16 protein-coding genes are annotated in these 19148 nt (G+C 72.7%); 5 read left to right on the forward strand and 11 right to left on the reverse strand.

The genetic code is table 11. The annotated features are described in order from the left end of the window. A partial coding sequence (locus BMY19_RS25875) for an AAA family ATPase (RefSeq protein ID WP_139215700.1) occupies window positions 1-468 on the reverse strand: 468 nt, incomplete at its 3' end. Then, entirely contained in the window at window positions 469-723 is a 255-nt protein-coding gene (locus BMY19_RS25880) for a DUF6894 family protein (RefSeq protein ID WP_020096048.1), read from the reverse strand. Between the two features lie 226 nt (window positions 724-949). Between BMY19_RS25880 and BMY19_RS25885 the strand changes: the two genes are divergently transcribed. From BMY19_RS25885 to BMY19_RS25905, 5 genes are all read left to right on the forward strand, one after another. Continuing rightward, window positions 950-2050, forward strand: a complete 1101-nt coding sequence (locus tag BMY19_RS25885) for an SMP-30/gluconolactonase/LRE family protein (protein ID WP_100253374.1) — start codon at window positions 950-952, stop codon at window positions 2048-2050. Between the two features lie 164 nt (window positions 2051-2214). Further along, window positions 2215-2571, forward strand: coding sequence for a hypothetical protein (locus tag BMY19_RS25890; RefSeq protein ID WP_091981479.1), 357 nt, complete (start codon window positions 2215-2217; stop codon window positions 2569-2571). A 235-nt stretch (window positions 2572-2806) separates the two neighbouring features. After that, window positions 2807-5389 carry a PAS domain-containing protein gene (locus BMY19_RS25895; RefSeq protein ID WP_100253375.1) on the forward strand — a complete coding sequence of 861 codons (2583 nt, stop codon included), beginning with the start codon at window positions 2807-2809 and terminating at the stop codon, window positions 5387-5389. Between the two features lie 225 nt (window positions 5390-5614). Continuing rightward, the gene (locus BMY19_RS25900; RefSeq protein ID WP_042672945.1) at window positions 5615-6175 is read left to right on the forward strand and encodes a PAS domain-containing protein; all 561 of its coding nucleotides are present in this window, start codon (window positions 5615-5617) and stop codon (window positions 6173-6175) included. After that, a complete protein-coding gene (locus tag BMY19_RS25905) occupies window positions 6156-9632 on the forward strand; it encodes a CheR family methyltransferase (protein WP_100253376.1) in 3477 nt (1158 codons plus the stop codon). The genes BMY19_RS25900 and BMY19_RS25905 overlap by 20 nt, the downstream gene beginning before the upstream one ends. 203 nt (window positions 9633-9835) lie before the next feature. On the opposite strand, the gene BMY19_RS25910 is transcribed toward BMY19_RS25905, so the two are convergent. The 9 genes from BMY19_RS25910 to BMY19_RS25950 form a co-directional block, all read right to left on the reverse strand. Beyond that, complete coding sequence (locus BMY19_RS25910) at window positions 9836-10252, reverse strand: DUF1236 domain-containing protein (protein ID WP_020096054.1); 417 nt, start codon at window positions 10250-10252, stop codon at window positions 9836-9838. 44 nt (window positions 10253-10296) lie between these two features. Then, complete coding sequence (locus BMY19_RS25915) at window positions 10297-10527, reverse strand: hypothetical protein (RefSeq protein ID WP_020096055.1); 231 nt, start codon at window positions 10525-10527, stop codon at window positions 10297-10299. 166 nt (window positions 10528-10693) lie between these two features. Then, window positions 10694-12106 (reverse strand): amidase, encoded by a 1413-nt coding sequence (locus BMY19_RS25920; RefSeq protein ID WP_100253377.1) that lies wholly within the window; start codon window positions 12104-12106, stop codon window positions 10694-10696. Further along, window positions 12087-13019: a DUF1028 domain-containing protein gene (locus BMY19_RS25925; RefSeq protein WP_100253378.1), complete on the reverse strand. Its 933-nt coding sequence runs from the start codon at window positions 13017-13019 to the stop codon at window positions 12087-12089. The genes BMY19_RS25920 and BMY19_RS25925 overlap by 20 nt, the downstream gene beginning before the upstream one ends. A gap of 149 nt (window positions 13020-13168) precedes the next feature. Then, window positions 13169-13912: an ABC transporter ATP-binding protein gene (locus tag BMY19_RS25930; protein WP_100253379.1), complete on the reverse strand. Its 744-nt coding sequence runs from the start codon at window positions 13910-13912 to the stop codon at window positions 13169-13171. Beyond that, entirely contained in the window at window positions 13905-15746 is a 1842-nt protein-coding gene (locus BMY19_RS25935) for a branched-chain amino acid ABC transporter ATP-binding protein/permease (protein ID WP_100253380.1), read from the reverse strand. Before BMY19_RS25935 ends, BMY19_RS25930 begins: the two co-directional genes overlap by 8 nt. Further along, a complete protein-coding gene (locus BMY19_RS25940; protein WP_100253381.1) occupies window positions 15739-16572 on the reverse strand; it encodes a branched-chain amino acid ABC transporter permease in 834 nt (277 codons plus the stop codon). The genes BMY19_RS25935 and BMY19_RS25940 overlap by 8 nt, the downstream gene beginning before the upstream one ends. Before the next feature lie 358 nt (window positions 16573-16930). Continuing rightward, window positions 16931-18097: a substrate-binding protein gene (locus tag BMY19_RS25945; RefSeq protein ID WP_100253382.1), complete on the reverse strand. Its 1167-nt coding sequence runs from the start codon at window positions 18095-18097 to the stop codon at window positions 16931-16933. A 37-nt stretch (window positions 18098-18134) separates the two neighbouring features. Then, on the reverse strand, window positions 18135-18980 hold the full coding sequence (locus BMY19_RS25950) for a nitrilase family protein (RefSeq protein ID WP_100253383.1): 846 nt from the start codon (window positions 18978-18980) through the stop codon (window positions 18135-18137). Between the last annotated feature and the right edge of the window lie 168 nt (window positions 18981-19148).

The following is a 19148-nucleotide window of genomic DNA, read 5'->3' on the forward strand; positions in this document are numbered from 1 at the left end:
CGTGAACTTCGGCAGCTCGATCTTGACCGAGCGCGCCGCCGGGCCCTCGCCGATGATCAGGTCGAGCTGGTAATCCTCCATGGCCGGGTAGAGGATCTCCTCGACCGCCGGGTTGAGCCGGTGGATCTCGTCGATGAACAGGACGTCGCGCTCCTCCAGGTTGGTGAGCTGGGCGGCCAGATCCCCGGCCTTGGCGATCACCGGCCCGGAGGTCGAGCGGAAGTTCACGCCGAGTTCGCGCGCCACGATCTGCGCCAGCGTGGTCTTGCCCAGGCCCGGCGGCCCGACGAACAGCACGTGGTCGAGCGCCTGCCCGGTCTTCCTCGCCGCCTCGATGAACACCTGCATGTTCGCCCGCGCCGCCCGCTGACCGATGAACTCGGACAGGCTCAGGGGGCGGATCGTCTGATCCGGCTCCGCGGCCGCGGCACCGGACCCCTGCGCGACCGTCCTGATCGGCGTCGCCATTCAGGCCGCCCTGGCGCGACCCGACGCCTTCTCGAAGGGCTGCACGAAGGGCTGCACCAGGACCCGCCGGCCCGAGAGGTCGTGCACGCTCACCCGCCACTCGGCCCAGTCGGTGCGGTTGGCCAGCGAGCGCCGCACGTCGGAGGCGACCTTGCGGGCGCGGTCGACGAGGCGCGCCGTCGCGCGGACCTCGGTGCCGCGGGCGTCGAACACGCATTCGAGGCCGTTGGTGCAGTGGAACCGGTACTTGGCCATCCCTCGCTCCTCCTCGGCCGCCCCGCGCGGCGCTCACCCTGTGTTCACTATATGTTCTGTTCTCGGCCGGATCCAGCCCCGGCGAAGCGTCGCAGGCGTCCCCGGAACGGACCCGCGCCGGACCCGCGCCGGCCTCACGACTGCGGCCGATGGGACCGGACCGGAACACCGCGCGCCCCGCGGGCTTACCGGGCGAGACGCCTCACCGCCGGACCGGGAACCCACCATGCGCGCCACGCTCCTCGCCCTCCTGCTGGCCGCCGGCCTCGGCGCGCCCGGCCGCGCCGCCGAGGCGCCGGCGGGGTCCGACGCCCTGAAGCCGATGGTGGAGTCGAACGACCTCGTCTTCAACGGCATCACCCGGTCCGCGGACGGCCGGCTGTTCTCGCCGTTCCAGCGGCAGAGCCAGGACAAGGGGATCGAGCTCGGCGAGTGGCGGGACGGCAAGGCGGTCCCGTACCCCGACGCGGCCTGGAACGCCTGGAAGACGGGCGACGACCCGGCCAAGGCCTTCGTGGCGGTCAACGCCATCCGGATCGGCCCGGACGGGGACCTCTGGGTGGTCGACAAGGGCGCGCCCGGCATGGGCGCGGCGCCGCTGCCGGGCGGCCCGAAGCTCGTGCAGATCGACCTTGCCACGAACGCCGTGCGCAGGGTCTACCCGCTGCAGGCGGCGACCACCGAGAAGAGCTTCATCGACGATTTCCGGTTCAACGGCGGCCACATCTACCTGACGGATGCCGGCCAGCCCGGTCTGATCGTCCTCGACCGCGAGACCGGCGGCCTCCGGCGGGTGCTCGACGGACACTGGTCGACGATCGCGCAGCGCCCGCTGACCGGCCAGGGCCGCGTGCTCCGGGACGACAAGGACAAGCTGCTCTTCATCCACGCCGACCAGCTGGAAGTCTCGCCGGACGGCAAGACCTTCTACTACCAAGCGTGCACCGGGCCGCTCTACAGCATCGAGACCCGGTACCTCGACGACGCGTCCGTGAGCGACGACGAGCGCGCCAAGCACGTGAAGCTCCACGCCGCCACGGTGGCGACGGGCGGCACCGCCATCGACGCGGGCGGCACCATCTACGCGAGCGACACGGACGGCCTGCGGATCCTCAAGATCGCGCCGGACGGGACCGTGAGCACGCTGGTGCAGGACCCGCGGCTCGTGTGGGTCGACGCGATGTGGATCGACGAGCAGGGCGGCCTGTGGATCCCGGCGGCGCAGATGAACCGCACGCCGGCGATGAGCGGCGGCGCGGCCTCGACGGTCAAGTTCCCGACGACGATCTACCGGATGCAGATCGACGCCGAGCCGCTGCGCAACTGAGGGCGGATCGGCCCGGTCCCAGGGGCGGCCTCGCGTCGGGCGCGCGGCGGCTGACGCCGAACCCGGAACCCGGGTTACAAGTTGGATCGAGGCGGGTGCCGGGCCCGGGACCCTGTACCGGGATCCGGCACCGAGGCCCGGCACGAGGAGAGGATGGACCGACCATGCGCAGGATGCAGTCGTCGCGGTGGGCCGGCGCCTTCCTGGCTGCCGGCCTGATCGTCGCGTTCGCCCCGCCGGCGCGGGCCGACGCCGCCCTGGTCCTGCGGGAGACCCGGCTGCACACGCCGCCGGACTCGCACGAGCCGCAGCGGGCGATGGTCAACCTGCGCAACACCGGCCCGGACCTCGCGACGAACGTGACCGTGCTCTGCACCTTCACGGGGGCCGGCGGGACGGTGCTCGACACGCAGCAGGCCTCGGTGCCGGAGGTCGTCAGCCTCGCCGACGTGCAGGCCGAGACGATCTACTACGGCTGGCCCCGCGCGAGCAGCGCCACCTGCCGCCTCGCCGAGCCGTAGCCGGCGGCCCCCGTCGCCCGCCGGGCCGGCCGACGCAGCCTTAGCGGTTTCCGCGCGTTATGGTCCGGTCCCGTGGCGTCCCAGGTCCGTTTCCGGCAGAAGGCGCCCACGCCCCGCCCCTCTGTCGCAGCGCCAGCCCCGTGCCCGTATCCCCCGCCCTCCCGATTTTGGCGATCCGCCCCGACCGCCCCGCGCGGCCGGCGGGGGAGTCCATCGCGACGCACGGGCGCTGAGCGTGGACGAGACGGGGACCGAGGCGCTCCTGCGGCGCGCCCGCGCGCTGGAGGCGGAGGCCGCCGGGCTCCGGGCGCGGGCGGCCGCCACCGGCGCTGAGGCGGACGCCCCGACGCTCCCGCAGCCCCCCGCCGACCTGTTCGGGGCCGGCCTCGCCCTCCGGGAGGCCGAGGCGCGCCTGCTGCGGGCGCAGGAGGCGGGCGGGATCGGCCTGTTCACCGTGGGGGTCGCGGACGGGCTCCTGCACCCGACCCCGCAATTCTGCCGGCTCTACGGCCTGCCGGAGCGCGACACCTACCCGGCCGAGCTGGTCGAGGCGCTGATCCTGCCGGAGGACCGGGCCCTCGTCTCGACGGCGGCGAGCCGGCGCCGCGGCGACGCCCCGCGGGACGTCGCCTACCGGATCCGGCGACCGGATACCGGCGAGATCCGCTGGATCGCCCGGCAGGGGGAGATCGAGCGCGACGCCGCGGGGCGGCCGGTGCGGTTCTCCGGGGTCGCGCGCGACATCACCGAGCAGCGCGAGGCCCGCGACGCCCTGCGCGCCGGCGAGGAGCGCTACCGGACGCTGTTCGAGGCCATCGACGACGGCTTCTGCATCATCGAGTTCTTCGACGGCCCGCACGGCCCGCTGAGCGACTACGTCCACGTCGAGGCCAATCCCGGCTACGAGCGCCACACCGGCATCGCCGGCATCGTCGGGCGGACGCTGCGCGACCTCGTGTCGGCCGAGGACGCGGAGGCCTGGCTCGAACTCTACGGCGGCGTGCTCCGCACCGGTGTCCCGATCCGGTTCGAGCGCTTCTTCGCCCAGGCCGACCGCTTCATCGACGTCTCGGCGGCCCGGATCGGGCCGGCGAGCCGGCGCCAGGTCTCGGTGCTGTTCCGGGACATCACCGCGCGCCGGCAGGCGGAGGACGCCCTGCGCGCCAGCGAGGCGCTCGCCCGGACCAACATCGAGCGCGTGCAGCTCGCCCTCGCGGCCGGCGCCATCATCGGCACGTGGCACTGGGACCTGCCGAGCGACCGGTTCACGGTCGACGAGGGCTTCGCCCGCAGCTTCGGCCTCGACCCGGCGCTGGGCCGGGACGGCATCCCGCTCGCCCAGATCGTCGCGACCGTGCATCCGGACGACCAGCCCGGGCTGGCGGCCGCCATCAACGCGGCCGTCGCCCGGGGCGGCGCCTACGCGCACCAGTACCGGGTCCGCCGGGCGGACGGGCGCTACTACTGGCTGGAGGCCAACGGCCGCGTCGACCACGCGCCCGACGGCACGCCCCTGAGCTTCCCCGGGGTCCTGATCGACGTGGACGAGCGCCGCGCCGTCGAGGCCGAGCGGGATCGCGTCGCCGCGGCGCTGCGCAGCCTCAACGAGACCCTGGAGCAGCGGGTCGCCGAGCGGACGGCCGAGCTGATGCGCGCCGAGGAGGCCCTGCGCCAGTCGCAGAAGATGGAGGCGGTCGGCCAGCTCACCGGCGGGCTCGCCCACGACTTCAACAACATGCTGGCCGGCATCGTCGGCTCGCTGGAATTGATGCAGACCCGGATGCTGCAGGGGCGGGTCGGCGACCTCGACCGCTACATCGGCGCGGCGCAGGGCGCGGCCAAGCGCGCCGCCGCCCTGACCCACCGCCTGCTGGCCTTCTCGCGCCGCCAGACCCTCGACCCGAAGCCGACGGACGCGAACCGCCTGGTCGAGGGCATGATGGAGCTCGTGCGCCGCACGGTCGGCCCCGCGGTGGCGATCGAGTCGGTGGGGGCCGGCGGCCTGTGGCCGACGCTGGTCGATCCGAGCCAGCTCGAGAACGCGCTGCTCAACCTGTGCATCAACGCCCGGGACGCGATGCCGGCGGGCGGGCGCATCGTCATCGAGACCGCCAACCGCTGGCTCGACCACCGGGCCGCCCAGGAGCGCGAACTGGAGCCGGGGCAGTACGTCACGCTCTGCGTCTCGGACAACGGCACCGGCATGACCCCCGACGTGGTCGCCAAGGCCTTCGACCCGTTCTTCACCACCAAGCCGATCGGCGAGGGCACCGGCCTCGGCCTGTCGATGATCTACGGCTTCGCCAAGCAGTCCGGCGGGCAGGTCCGGATCTACTCGGAGGTCGGCCAGGGCACGATGGTCTGCCTCTACCTGCCCCGCCATCTCGGCGAGGCGGAGGCCGAGGTGTGCCTGCCGGACCTCGCCCACGCGCCCCGCGCCGAGCAGGGCGAGACGGTCCTGGTTGTGGACGACGAGCCGACCGTGCGGATGCTGGTCACCGAGGTGCTGGAGGATCTCGGCTACGCGGCGATCGAGGCGGCGGACGGTGCCTCGGGGCTGAAGGTCCTCCAGTCGGACGTGCGCGTCGACATGCTCATCACCGATGTCGGCCTGCCCGGCGGCATGAACGGCCGCCAGATGGCCGATGCCGGCCGCCAGCACCGGCCCGACCTGAAGGTCCTGTTCATCACCGGCTACGCCGAGAACGCCGCCCTCAACCACGGCCATCTCGGCCCCGGCATGCAGGTGATGACGAAGCCCTTCGCCCTGGAGGCGCTCGCGACCCGCATCCGCGGCATCATCGGCGGCGAGGGCTGAGGCCCGGAGGCCCGGGCGGGCGGTTCGCCTCCGGCACACGGCGTCGCAGGCCCGCGCGGAACGGGTTCGCCGGCCCGGGCGTCATTGCCATACCGCGGCGGCGCGCCCATGAGGGCGTCCTCGCGGGCACCATCGCGGGCGTCCTCGGCACGGGGCCCGGCGGGCGGGCGGGCCCGGGAGCGGACCGGCAGGGCCGCGCCGAACGGAGGCGACAGGGAAGCTACCGTGGACACGCAGACCATCCCGGCCGAACTCACGACCTTCTTCGAGAAATCCCACATCGCCCTGGCGCTGGCCGCGGCGGGCGACGACAACGTCCTGCTCCTGGTGAACGAGCGGTTCCACCAGCTCACCGGCTACACGGGCGCGGAGGTCGTCGGGCGCAATTGCCGCCTCCTCCAGCGCGACGCCGACAACCGGGAGGCGCGGGCCAAGATCCACGCCTTCCTAGAGAACGACCGTCAGGACACGGTGCGCACGCCGATCGTGAATTTCCGCAAGGACGGGAAGCCCTTCGTCAACCTGCTGTACATGTCCAAACTGAAGGCGCTCTCGGGCGAGGTGCGCTTTCTTTTCGCATCCCAATTCGACGTCAGCCGCTCGCAACCTGAGTTGCTTTCCGCCTACGATGCAGAACTGGGCCGGACCCTGTCCCGGCTGACCCCGACGCTTGCGGAGAGTGGGCTCGTCATCGAGGGCTCGCTGATGACGATCGCCAACACGGTCGCCACGGTCGCGCAGGCCAAGCTCACGCTCGCGGATCTCGATGCACCAGGATTTCCTTAACGCCCCCGGAGGCGAGGCCTCGGAGGTCCTGGACGGCGCCGGGACGGTGACGGCGCCGCCCTTCGCCGGGCCGGTCGTGGGAATCGGTGCCTCGGCGGGCGGGCTCGAGGCCCTGCGGGAGATGCTGGCGCGCGCCCGGCCGCCGACCGGCATGGCCTTCGTCATCGTCCAGCACCTCGACCCCAACCACGAGAGCATGCTGGCGCAGCTCCTCGACCGGCAGACCGAGCTGGAGGTTCTCCAGTGCGAGGGCGGGGAGCGGATCGCGGGCGACAAGGTCTACATCATCCCGCCCGGGCGCGGCCTCGTCATCCAGAACGGCGTCCTCGAACTCACCCACTTCGTCCAGCCGCGGGGCCTGCGCCGGCCGATCGACGACTTCTTCCTGTCGCTCGCGGTCGACCAGCAGGCCAACGCCGCCTGCGTGATCCTGTCGGGCACGGGGGCCGACGGCACGACCGGCCTGCGGGCCATCAAGGAGCACGGCGGCGTCTGCGTGGTGCAGCAGCCCGACACCGCCCGCTACGACGGCATGCCGCTCTCGGCGGTCGGGACCAGCCTCGTCGACTTCGTGCGGCCGCCGGGCGAGATCGTCGACTGCCTCACCACCTTCTTCCGCCGCCGCGGCACCGACGCCGTCGACGCCGAGTCCCGCCTCGTCGCCGACCACATCGACGACCTCTGCCGGGTCATCCGCGCGGCGGTGGGCCACGACTTCGCCGGCTACAAGCGGACCACCCTGGTCCGGCGGGTCGAGCGGCGCATGCACGTCCTCGGGCTCGAGTCCGGCCGGGCCTATCTCGGCCGCGTCCGGGCCGACAAGACCGAGTGCGAGGCGCTGTTCCGCGACCTCCTGATCAACGTCACCCGCTTCTTCCGCGACGCCGAGATGTTCGAGCTCCTCCGGGAGCGCGTGGTGGAGCCCCTGCTGCGCACCCGCGATCCCGAGGAGGACATCCGGGTCTGGATCCCGGGCTGCTCCAGCGGCGAGGAGGCCTACAGCATCGCCATGCTGTTCGCCGACGCCGCCCGCCGCCTCGGCCTGCCGCCGGCGGTCCAGATCTTCGCCACCGACATCGACGAGCGCATGCTCCAGATCGCCCGGGAGGCGACCTACCCGGCCGCCGCGCTCGCCGACATCCCGGCCCATCTGCGGGAGCGCTACGTCGTCCTCCACGCCGAGCGCTTCACCGTCGCGGCCGAGATCCGCGACCTGATCCGCTTCTCCAGCCACAGCCTGGTCAAGGACCCGCCCTTCTCGCGGGTCGACCTCCTGTCCTGCCGCAACCTGCTGATCTACTTCGACGAGCGCCTCCAGCAATCGGTGGTGCCGCTGTTCCACTACGCGGTCCGGCCGGGGGGCTACCTGTTCCTCGGCCCCTCGGAGAGCGTCAGCCGCTTCGAGCACCTGTTCCCGGTCATCGACCAGCACGCCCGCCTGTTCGAGCGGCCGCCGGGCGCGCCGCAATACCCGATCGACCTGCCCGGGAGCGCCCGCCGGGGCGAGGCCCGGCGCGGCGGGCGCGAGGAGCGGCGCGGCGAGCCCTCGATCGCCGACGAGACCGTGGCGGTGCGCCGCGTCATGGAGCGCTACGCCCCGCCCAGCATGGTGCTCAACGAGGACGGCGGCATCATCGCCGCCTACGGGCGCCTGAGCCGCTACTTCGACTTCCCGGTGACCCGGACCGGCGGCACCAGCGCCATCACCCTGGCGCGCCCGGGCCTGCGCGACGTCATCGGCCCGCTGCTCCGCCAGACCCGCGACGCGCGCAAGCGCGTGGTCGTCCGCGACGTGGAGATCCGCTCGGAATACGGCGTCCAGCCGGTGGAGCTGATCTGCGATCCCCTGCCCGACGGCTCGATGCTCCTGGTGCTGCGCGACACCGGCGCCTTCCGGGCGGCGGACGACCTCGACCTGATCGAGATGGATGCCGGCGGCGACCACGTCGAGGCGCTGGAAGAGGAGCTGCTGCGCACCCGCTACAAGCTGCGCTCGGCGGTCGAGGAACTGGAGACGACGAACGAGGAGCTGAAGAGCTCCAACGAAGAAATGATGTCGATGAACGAGGAGCTCCAGTCGACGAACGAGGAGCTGTCCACGGTCAACGACGAGCTGAAGACCAAGGTCGAGCAGCTCACCATCGCCAATGCCGACCTGCGCAATTTCTTCGAATCCACCGACCTCGCCGTCGTGGTGCTCGACCGCGAGCTGAGGGTGCGCAGCTTCACCACGTCGGCCACCACGATCTTCCCGCTGCAGCCGGGCGATCGCGGCCGCCCCCTCGCCGACGTGTCGAGCCGGCTCGCCGGGCACGAGTACCTGCACGACGCCCAGGAGGTCTGCGCCGGCGGCTCGGTGATCCAGCGGCGCGTCGCCACCCGGGACGGGGAGCGCACGCTCTCGCTGCGGGTGCTGCCCTACCGCCTGCAGAACGGCAGCGTCGACGGCGCCACCCTGGTGCTCACCGACATCACCGAGGCGCTGTCGCTGGAGCGCCAGCTCGCCGCGGAGCGCGAGCGGCTGGAACTGGCCGTGAAGGCCGGGGGCATCGGCGTCTGGGAATACAGCCCGGATGCCGGGACCGTCGTGGTCGACAGCATCGCCGGCACGATGTTCGGCCTCGCTCCCGACACCCCGCACCCCACCGCGTCCCTGGCGGCCAGCGTGCTGCCCGAGGACCGTCCCGGCTTCGAGGCGGCGCTGTCCGAGGCGGCGCACGGGCTAAACGAGTTCGAGGCGCGCATCCGCGTGCGCGCCGCCGACCACGCGCCGCGGCACATCCGCAGTTACGGGCGCCTGACCCGGAGCGGCGACCGGAAGCGGATCGTCGGCGTCTGCATCGACGTGTCGCCCGAATACGCGCTCGCCGAGACCCGCGACCTGATGCTGCGGGAGATGAACCACCGGGTGAAGAACCTGTTCGCGATCATCGGCGGCATGATCTCGGCGGGCGCCCGCACGCACCGGGAGATCGGCGTCTTCGCCACCGACATGCGCGACCGCATCTCGGCCCTCGGGCGGGCGCATTCCCTGGCCGACCCGTCCGACGGCCAGGGCATGAGCGATCTCGCGGGCCTGATCGGCGCGACCCTGCGCCCGTACCGCGACCACGTCCCCACGGTGATCGAGGGCCCCCTCGTGGCGATCAACTGGCGGCACGTGTCGTCGCTGGCGATGATCCTGCACGAGTGGGCGACGAACTCGGTGAAGTACGGCGCGCTCGGGGCCGACGACGGCGCGCTGTCGGTCACCTGGGACCGGCAGGCCGACGGGCTCGTCCTGGACTGGTGCGAGCGGATGGCCCGTGTCCCGGAGCCGAGGCCCGGACGAGGTTTCGGGACGATGCTGGTGGAGATGTCCCTGCGCCAGCTCGAAGCGACCGTGACGCGCAGCCACGACGCCGCCGAGTACCGGATCACGCTGCATCTGCCCGAGGTGGCACTCCTGCGGGGCTGACGCACGCTCAGGGATATCCGTGCGTCGGCCGTCCTTGCGAGCGCAGCGAAGCAATCCAGTCGGCGCCACGCTTGCCGATGCTGCGCGACCCTGGATTACTTCGCTGCGCTCGCAAAGACGGCGAGGTCTCCCGATCCTTCACCGCGGGTTCGGGAGGAGTCACGATGCCGGAGGGCGCCGGACGAACCGGCGCCCCGCCCCCCTCAGTCGATGACTTCGACGATGCGGTGGCCGCGATCGACCAGGACGGGCTGGTCGTTCACGATGGTGTAGCGGTAGCCCGGACGCACCCGGTACTCGGTGGGCACGTCGTAGTAGGTGACGCTGTCCTCCGGCAGCACGGTGCCGACCCGGACCGGGCCGCCCCAGCTGTAGGAGCGCGCGCCGCGCTCGCGGACGTAGCTGCGGAACCGCGGGCGGTCGTCGACGCCCAGGATGCCGCCGACCGTGCCGGTCGCCGCGCCGACCGCGCCGCCGACGATGCCGCCGACCGGGCCGGCCGCGTCGGCGCCGACCGCCGCACCCTCGGCCGCGCCCCGCAGGGTGCCCTGCGCCTGGGCGGCCGCCGGGAGGGCGAGGAGGCCGGCGGTCGCCAGCGACAGAAGAAGCTTGTTGGTCATGCTGAGATCTCCAGGGTCGTCAGGGCGCGGCTGTCCGCCCAGGATCAGTTGCAGCCTTCCTTGTGGACGGTCTTGGAGTTGCCCATGCCGTCCTCCTTGTGGACGGTCTTCGAACCGCAATCGACGCTGCCGGTGGTGACCTCGCGCTTCTCGACGACGGTGTCGCGGTGGTCGACGACGGCGGGCCCGTCGCGGCGGATGACGGTGGTCTCCTCGGCGCTCGCCGCGCCGCACAGAGCCGCGAACAGGGCGCCCGAGAGAATGATGGTCCGCATGGTTGGCCTCCTGACTTCAATCGAAGCCAGCAACGGCAGCGGCGGAAAAAGGGTTCCACGCGCATTGATCGGTAGATCACGCGGATATCCGCGATGCGGCACGGTATTGGTTGTGTACAATCGACCGCTCCCGTCCCGCTCAGATGTTCGGGACGGGAGCGGCGCTTCAGCCGGCCAGGGGCGGCACCCGGGACCACCACGCGTGCGCCCGCTCGTACTGGTGGGCGACGCGCAGGATCTCGGCCTCGGCGAAGGGCCGGGCGGCGATCTGGAGGCTGATCGGCAGGCCGCGCCGGTCGAAGCCGCAGGGCAGCGCGATGGCGGGCAGGCCCGCGAGGTTGAACGGGTAGGTCAGGCGCCAGGAGGCCGCCAGCACGCTCTCCGCGCGCCCGCCGAGCGTCACCGCGGACTCGTCCGTCCGCCACGCGGTCAGCGGCGAGGCCGGGCCGACGATCACGTCGGCCTCGGCCAGGACGGCGGCCATCTCGTCCATGATCAGGGCCCGCACCTGCTCGGCCCGCAGGTAGTCCGGCCCGGTCACGAGCCGGCCCATCTCCACGAGGTCGCGGACGTCGGCGGCGAAGCCCGCCACGTGGCCCCGGGCGAGGCTGCGGTCGTGGTAGGCGGTCGAGGAGGCGAGCTCGATGGCGTAGATGGCGCCGAGGCCGTGGCGCAGGGACGGCACCGCGACGTCGCGCACCGCGCAGCCCCGGTCTTCGAGGAAGCGGAGCGCCGCCTCGACGGCGGCGGCGACGTCGTCGTCGATTGCGTCGAAGAAGTGGTTGCGGATCACCGCGACCCGCAGGCCCCGGATCGGCCGGTCGAGCCCGGCCGTGTAGTCGGGGACCGGGGCCGCGCTGGCCGCGGGATCGCCGGGATCCGGGCCGGCGAGCGCCTGCAGCATCAGGGCGGCATCGGCCACCGCCAGGGTCAGCGGCCCGGCATGGTCGAGGGACCAGGAATGCGGCACGATCCCCGACCGGCCGACCCGGCCGTAGGTCGGCTTGAGCCCGACGATCCCGCACAGGGCGGCCGGGATCCGGATCGAGCCGCCCGTGTCCGAGCCGAGCGCGGCCGGGCAGAGGCGGGCCGCGACCGCCGCGCCCGAGCCGCCGCTGGAGCCGCCGGGCACCCGGTCGGGGTCCCAGGGGTTGCGGGTCGGCGGCGTGACCATGCCCCAGGCGAATTCGTGCATCCGCGTCTTGCCGAGGATCACCGCGCCGGCCGCCCGCAGCCGCGCCACGGCGTGGCTGTCGGCCGCCGGGAAGGTCAGGGCCTCCACCGCCGTGCCGGCCCGGGTCGGCATGTCGGCGGTGGTGTAGTTGTCCTTGACGGCGATCGGGATGCCGTGGAGCGGGCCGCGCGGCCCCGTCCGGGCGATCTCGGCATCGGCCGCGCGCGCGGCGTCGAGGGCCGCGGGCGCGAGGTGGACCATGCTGTTCAGGGCGCCGTCGAGGCGCGCGATCCGGTCGAGGCTGGCGCCGACGAGCTCGGCGCTCGACAGCTCCCGCGCCGCGATCCGCCGCGCGAGCTCGGTGATCGGGGCTTGCCAGAGGGGGTCAGTCGCGGCGGTCGTCATGGGGCACCCGGCGGTAGGGGAGCGTCGGATCGAACACGACCGGCGGATGGATGTCCGCGAGGTCGAGGTCGCGGAGCCGCGCGATCTCGGCGAGCACCGGCGCGAACTGGGCCAGCAGGTGGGCGACCCGCCGGGGCTCCTGGCGCAGGCCGACGACGTCGCGCAGGAGGTCGGGGGCTGCATCCCCGGCGGTGCCCGGCCGCTCGGCGGGGGGCCTGAGCAGCATCGCCACGACGTCGTCCGGCAGGGCGCCGGCCGGGCCGTCCTTCCGCGGCATGCCGGCCACGAACGGCACGAGCTGACGGCGGGCGACCAGGAGAACGCGGCGCAGCTCGGCCACGGGCTCGGCGTGCTCGTCGACCCGCAGGTCGAGGCGCGGGTAATCCTCGGCGGCGACGATCTTGAGCGCCGCCGACTGCTTGCCGCGCCGGTCGCCGCCGGCCGCGTCGCCGGCCTCCAGGGCGCGCATCAGCCGCTCGTCGAGATCCTGGGCGGCGCTCCCCTCGAAGGCCGCCACCATGGCGTCGACCACGCCCGGCCCGGCGAGCATGTTGCCCTGGACGGCGTAGCCGGGCCCGGTGCGGTGGCCGGCCGCCGGCGTGCAGCCGGCGCCGGTCCAGGCGGCGGCCCGCCCCTGCCCGTCGACGAGGCCGAGCTGGCGCAGGTCCGGCCGGTCGTCGGTGGCGAGGGCCGCCGCCAGCGCGGCGTCGGGATCCTGGCCGCCGGCGAGCCCGTCGAGGATGCGGGCGGCGAGGTAGGGGTTCACCCAGGACTGGGTGGTGACGGCCCCGATCCCGGCCCTGAGGAACGGGCACAGGCCGCCCACCGCCGGGACGGCGCTCGCCACCGCGACGCCGAGCTGGCCGGTTCGCGGGCAGCGGGCGGCGACCGAGAAGGTGTTGAGTTCTCTCATGCGCTTACGGCTTCCTCCTCCCTGCTCCCAATCCACCACCGTCTTTGCGAGCGCAGCGAAGCAATCCAGCATCGCCCCGTCCGGGAGCGTGGCGCGACCCTGGGTCGCTTCGCTGCGCTCGCGATGACGGTGGTGGATCCGGTCCGACCTCACACCGCCAGATGGTCGATGACGCGTGCCCGCGCGTCCGGCGCCTGCGCCGGACCGCTGTCGACGATCTCGCCGAGCTTGAGGACGGCGTAGCGGTCGGCGAGCGCCAGCGCGAAGGCGACGTGCTGCTCCACCACCAGCATGGACACGCCCGCGGCCCGCTCGGCCTGGAGCACGCCGCGCAGGCGCTCGACCATGGAGGGCTGCACGCCCTCGGAGATCTCGTCGATCAGCAGGAGGCGCGGGCGCAGCATCAGGGCGCGCCCGAGGATCAGGATTTTCTGCTCGCCGCCCGAGAGGGTGCCGGCCCGCTGGGCCAGCCGATCCTTCAGGAACGGGAAATGGCCGAACAGCCGCTCCAGCGCCTCCGGCAGCATCCGGTCGGAGGGCACCGCGAGGCGCAGGTTGTCGCGGATCGACAGGTCCTGGAACAGGGGCTGCTCCTGCGGCGCGTAGCCGACGCCGAGCGCGTTGAGCTTGGCCGGCGTGAGGCCGGCGAGCGCTTGGCCCCCGACCGTGATGGCGCCGCCGCGCAGGGCCACCATCCCCAGGACGGTCTTGAGCAGCGTTGTCTTGCCCATGCCGTTCTTGCCGAGCAGCGCCACGATCTCCCCCGGCCCGACCGACAGGGACACGTCCTTGACGATGGCGACGGCGCCGTAGCCGCTCGACACCCGGTCGAGGGCGAGGGCGGCCCCCGCCGGCGCGATCTGCCGTGCTGCCCGCCGTGCTGCCTCACCCATGGGCGCCTCCCGAGTAGATGGTCCGGACCAGTTCGGAGCCCACGACGTCCTCGACCGTGCCGTCCAGGACCAGCCGGCCCTGGTGCAGCACCACGATCCGGGACGAGATCTCGCGCACGAAGTCGAGGTCGTGCTCGACCAGCACGGCGGCGATCCGGCCCTCGGCGGTGAGCGCCTTGAGGACGGTCCCGATGGTGGTGCGCTCGGCCTTGGTCAGGCCCGCGGTGGGCTCGTCGAGCAGGATCAGCCGCGGCTCCAGCGCCACCACCATGGCGAGCTCCAGCGCCTGCTTCTGGCCGTGGGACAGGAGACGCGTCGGCTGCGTCAGCTGGCGGTCGAGGCCGGTCATGCGCAGGACGTCGAGGGCGGGCTGCGGCAGGCCCAGCGTCTCGGCCCGCCCGACCGGGCTCAGGCCGTCGTGGGACGCCCGGGCGAGGCGGAGGCAGTCGGCCACCGACAGGCTCTCGAACACGCTCGCCACCTGGAACTTGCGCCCGACGCCGAGGCCGACGATCCGGTTCGGCGTCAGCCCGGTGATCGGCGTGCCGCCGACGGCGATCGCGCCCTTGAACGGCTCGGTGCCGTCGCTGAGGCAGCGCATCAGCGTGGTCTTGCCGGCGCCGTTGGGCCCGACGAGGCTGACGAGCTCGCCCGCCCGGATCTCGAGGTCGATGCCCTCCAGCACCGTCAGGGCGCCGTAGGCCTTGGCGAGGTTCTCGACCTTGAGGATCGGGGTCCCGGTCGCCTCGGTGCCGGTCACCTCCGGCCCGGCCGCCTCGGTCCCGGCCGCCCGCGCGACGAGGCGCGGCGGCGCCGGCTGCCGCCGGCCCACCGGCAGCGCCCGCCAGAGGCGGCCGACGAGGTCGGCGAGGCCGCCCGGCAGCAGGATGATGATGACCACGAAGGCCGAGCCCAGGAGGAGCTGCCAGAGGAACGGCAGGTCGCCCGAGAGATTCGCCGCGAGGTAGTCGATCGCGACGGTGCCGAGCACCGGGCCGAGCAGCGTGCCGCGGCCGCCGAGCGCCACCCAGATGACCAGCTCGGTGCCGAACAGGAAGCCGGCATTCTCGGGCGCGACCACGCCCGAGGCGTTGGCGAACAGGAAGCCCGCGAGCCCCGCCACCGCGGCGAGGGACGCGGTGAGCCGGATCTGCAGGCGCCGCGGGTTGAGGCCGAGATAGGCGCAGCGCGCCTCGTTGTCCCGGAGCGCCACGAGGGCGCGGCCGGCATCGGCCCGGACCAGGATCCAGGCCGCCAGCGTGACGGCGATCAGGAACAGGGCCGCGAGGCGGAAATAGCCCTCGGTCTCGAAGGGCAGCACGTCGAAGCCGACGAGGCCGCTGCTGGAGCCGGTCCATTCCCCGCCCGCGTAGATGAGCTGCACGACGACGATCGGGACGACGAGCGAGATCACCGAGGCGTAGAGCGGGGTCGAGCGGTGGTAGAAGGACAGCCAGCCGACCGCGAGGCCGAGCAGGGCCGGCGCGACGAGCGCCGCCGCGATGGCCGCGGCGATCCCGAGCGGCGTCGCCCCGTAGGCGGCGAGGATCATCGCGGTGGCGTAAGCGCCGATGCCGAAAAACGCCGCCTGGCCGAAGGTCAGGATCCCCGCGAAGCCCCAGAGCAGGTCCACCGTGACGGCCAGCACCGCGTAGATCATCGAGCGGGTCAGGACGTTGACCGCGAAGGTGTCGAGGACGAGCGGCGCGATCCAGAGGGTCAGCGCCGCCAGACCCGCGACCACGATGGGCGCGGCGCGGGACAGGCGGCGTCCGCGGGGCGCCGCGGCGGCGCGCTCGGTGGCGGGCTCGGTGGCGGGCAGGGTCTCAAGCACGGGAGAAACCTTTCGGGCTGATCCGCAGCACGAGGGCGGCGAGCACCGCGACGGCGATGCTGCCCAGGATCGGGCTCACGAAGGTGCTGATCAGGACCTGCGCGGCCCCGAAGACGAGGCAGGCCGCCGCGAGCGCGACGTACGAGGCGTCGGCGACCATCACCAGCATGAAGGCACCGATCAGCCAGGAGACGCCCATGTTCGGGTCGACGCTGGTGAGCGGCGTCAGCAGGACGCCCGCGAGCCCCGCGAAGCCGGCGCCGAGCATGAACACGACGAGGCGCACGCGCCCCGTGTCGATGCCGAGGCTGCGCGCCAGGGTCTCGTTCATGATCACCGCCCGGGCCGAGAGGCCGAGCCGGGTCCGCTCGATGGTGAGCGCGAACAGCGTGCCGATCGCCAGCGCGATGCCGAGCGCCACGAGGCGGTAGGCCGAGTAGTCGACGCCGAGGAACGCGACGGTGCCGGCGTAGAGGTTCGGGGTGAGCTGGACGTCCCGGCCGAAGGCCAGGGTGATGAGCTGCCCGACCACGATGCCGAGCCCCCAGGTGGCGAGGATCGCGTCCAGCGGCCGCCGGTAGAGCGGGCGGATGATGAAGTGCTCGGCGAGCCCGCCGAGCGCCGCGCCGACGACGAAGGCGAGCGGCAGGGCGAGCCACGGATTGAGCCCGAGCCGGGCGGTCACCACCGCGCAGTAGGCGCCGACCGTCAGCCACGCCCCGTGGGCGAAGTTGATGATCTTGAGCACGCCGAAGATAGCCAGGAGGCCGATCGCGACGATGAACAGGATCGCCGCCGTGGTCAGGATGTCGAGGGTGAGCAGCATCGGGGATTCCGGGTGCGCGTGTCGTCGCGGGCTGAGGGAGGGATTTGGCGGGTGACGACGGTCCCCTCCCCCTCTGCGGGCTTGCCGAGTCACGTATCGACCACGGCACCGCGGCTTCCGGACCGGGCGCGGGTCCCCTCTCCCGTGCGGGAGAGGGACAGGGGTGAGGGGTGTGACCTCTCCGGAGAAGTCTCGTCCAAGACAGCGCGACGACGGCGCGCTCGATCCTGGAGCGTCTAATCCCTCACCCCAACCCTCTCCCGCACTGGAGAGGGGGCACGTGGCGCTCCGTCATCGACGTCGGCGCGAGACGGGTGGATATCGTCGCCCGCCCGGGCGAGGCCTCGTGCCCCGCCCCTCACTGCAGCTTCGGGCACTGCTCGCCGGGATCGACGTCCTTGAAGGTGCCGGCGACCTTCACGGTGCCGTCCTTCTGGATCTGGCCGAGATACATGGTCAGCGGCGCGTGGTGCTGCTTGCTCATGGTGATCGTGCCCCGCGGCCCGGTGAAGCTCACGGTCGGGAGCGCCTCCAGGACCTTGGCGGTCTCGGTCCCGCCCGCCTTCTCGACGGCGGCCTTGTACAGGTAGATCGCCTCGTATTCCGGCACCGAGAGGTCGTTCGGGGTGCGCAGCTCGGCGCCGAACTTCTTCTGCATCGCCGCCAGGAACGCCTTGTTCTCGGCGCTGTCGATCCCGGTGACGTAGGAGGCCGAGAGGTAGACGCCCTCGGCGTCGGCGCCCATGCTCTTGGCGGTGCCCTCGTCCAGCGCGAGGTTGGCGAAGGGCAGCGACACGCCCGCGCCGCGCAGCTGCTTGGTCAGCGTCACGTTCGGCGCGCCGCCCGCGGTCGAGGTGATCAGCGCGTCGGGCTTGGCCTCCTTCAGCTTGGAGATGATCGCCGTCCAGTCGCTGCCGTCCATCGGCAGGTACTCCTCGCCGAGCACCTTGCCGCCGGTCTTCTCGACGTAGCCCTTGGCGAAGCCCAGCATGCCGCGGCCGAAGGCGTAGTCGCTGCCGATCAGGAAGTAGGTCTTGGCGCCCTTCGCCTTGAAGGCGTCCACCACCGGCGGCACCTGCTGCTCCGGCACCCAGGCGTCCACGAACATGTTCTTGTTGCAGGAATGGCCCTCGTAGAACGAGGTGTAGATGTACGGCACCTTGCCCTTGGTGACGGCGGGCAGGCCGGCGTTGCGGGCCGCGCTCGTCTCCATGGAGATCAGGACGTCGACCTTCTTCTGGTAGATCAGGCTGTCGAAGGCCTTCTGGGCGCCGGCCGCCCCGGACGCGTCGTCGGCCACCTCCAGGACGAGCTTGCGGCCGAGCACGCCGCCCTTGGCGTTGATCTCCTCCACGGCGAGCTCGGCCGACTGCACCACCGAGGGCGCCACGACGCTGTTGGCGCCCGACAGGCCGATCGGGATGCCGATGACGATCGGCTTGCCGTCGGCGGCCTGCGCGGCCGTGGCGGCCTGCGCGGCGGCGAGGGCGAGCGCCGCGGCGCCGACGAGGGACCATTTCACCATGAACGAACTCCTTGGATGACGACGGTGCGAAGCGGGCTCAGCCGTAGATGTCGGCGCGGCGGTCGCGCAGGAGCGAGTTGAACGCGTTGAGGTCCTTGCGCCCGGCCGCGTCGAGGTCGACCAGCGCCGAGACGGTCTCCGTGCGGTCGCGGCTCGCCGGGCCGGCGAGCGGCCAGCCCTTGGGGCCGATGATCAGGCTCTGCCCCTCGAAGGGCTGGCCGCGCTCGATTCCGACCCGGTCGGCGCAGGCGATGAAGATCCCGTTCGAGTGCGCGGCGGCCCGGTGCAGGGTGTTGGCCATGGCGGCCTCGCCCGCGGGCTGGTCGGGCATCGGCACCCAGTTGGTCGGGATGCAGACGATCTCGGCGCCGGCGAGCGCCAGCTGCCGGAAGGTCTCGGGGAACCAGCCGTCGTAGCAGATCGCGACGCCGACCTTCCCGAGCGCGGTGTCGAAGACCGGGAAGCCGAGATCGCCCCTGGCGAAGAACACGTTCTCCTGATCCCAGAGATGCGCCTTGCGGTACGTGCCGATGTAGCCCTCCGGCCCGACGATCACGGCGGCGTTGTAGAGGGTCTCGCCGGCGGATTCGGCGATGCCCGCCACGATGTGCACGCCGAGCTCCGCGGCGAGCGCCGCCCAGGCGCGGGTGGTCGGGCCGTCCGGCACGGGCTCGGCCAGCGCGGCGGCCTCCGCGGCGGATTCGAACACGTAGCCGGTGCTCGCGAGTTCCGGCAGCACGATCAGCCGGCCGCCCTCGGCGGCGGCCGCGCGGACGAGGTCCGACGCGCGCGCCATATTCGCGTCGACCGCGCCGAATTCCGGCTCGAACTGGATGCACGACACCCGTATCGGCGGGCGCGCGGGATCGTTCGCCTGGACCATGAGAGCTCCGAAACGCAAAAAGCCCCTGGGCGCGGAGACAGATCGTCCGCGAACCAGAGGCTTCAAAGCCGTGATGTCGTGCAGCACTGCTGCTGCGGGGCAACCCTGCCCGGTTAGACTACGATACGCACCCCGAAACAGACCGCAAGACCATAAATGCGGCAGGCT

The sequence above is a fragment of the Methylobacterium sp. UNC300MFChir4.1 genome, assembly GCF_900110155.1.
Taxonomy (GTDB): Bacteria; Pseudomonadota; Alphaproteobacteria; order Rhizobiales; family Beijerinckiaceae; genus Methylobacterium.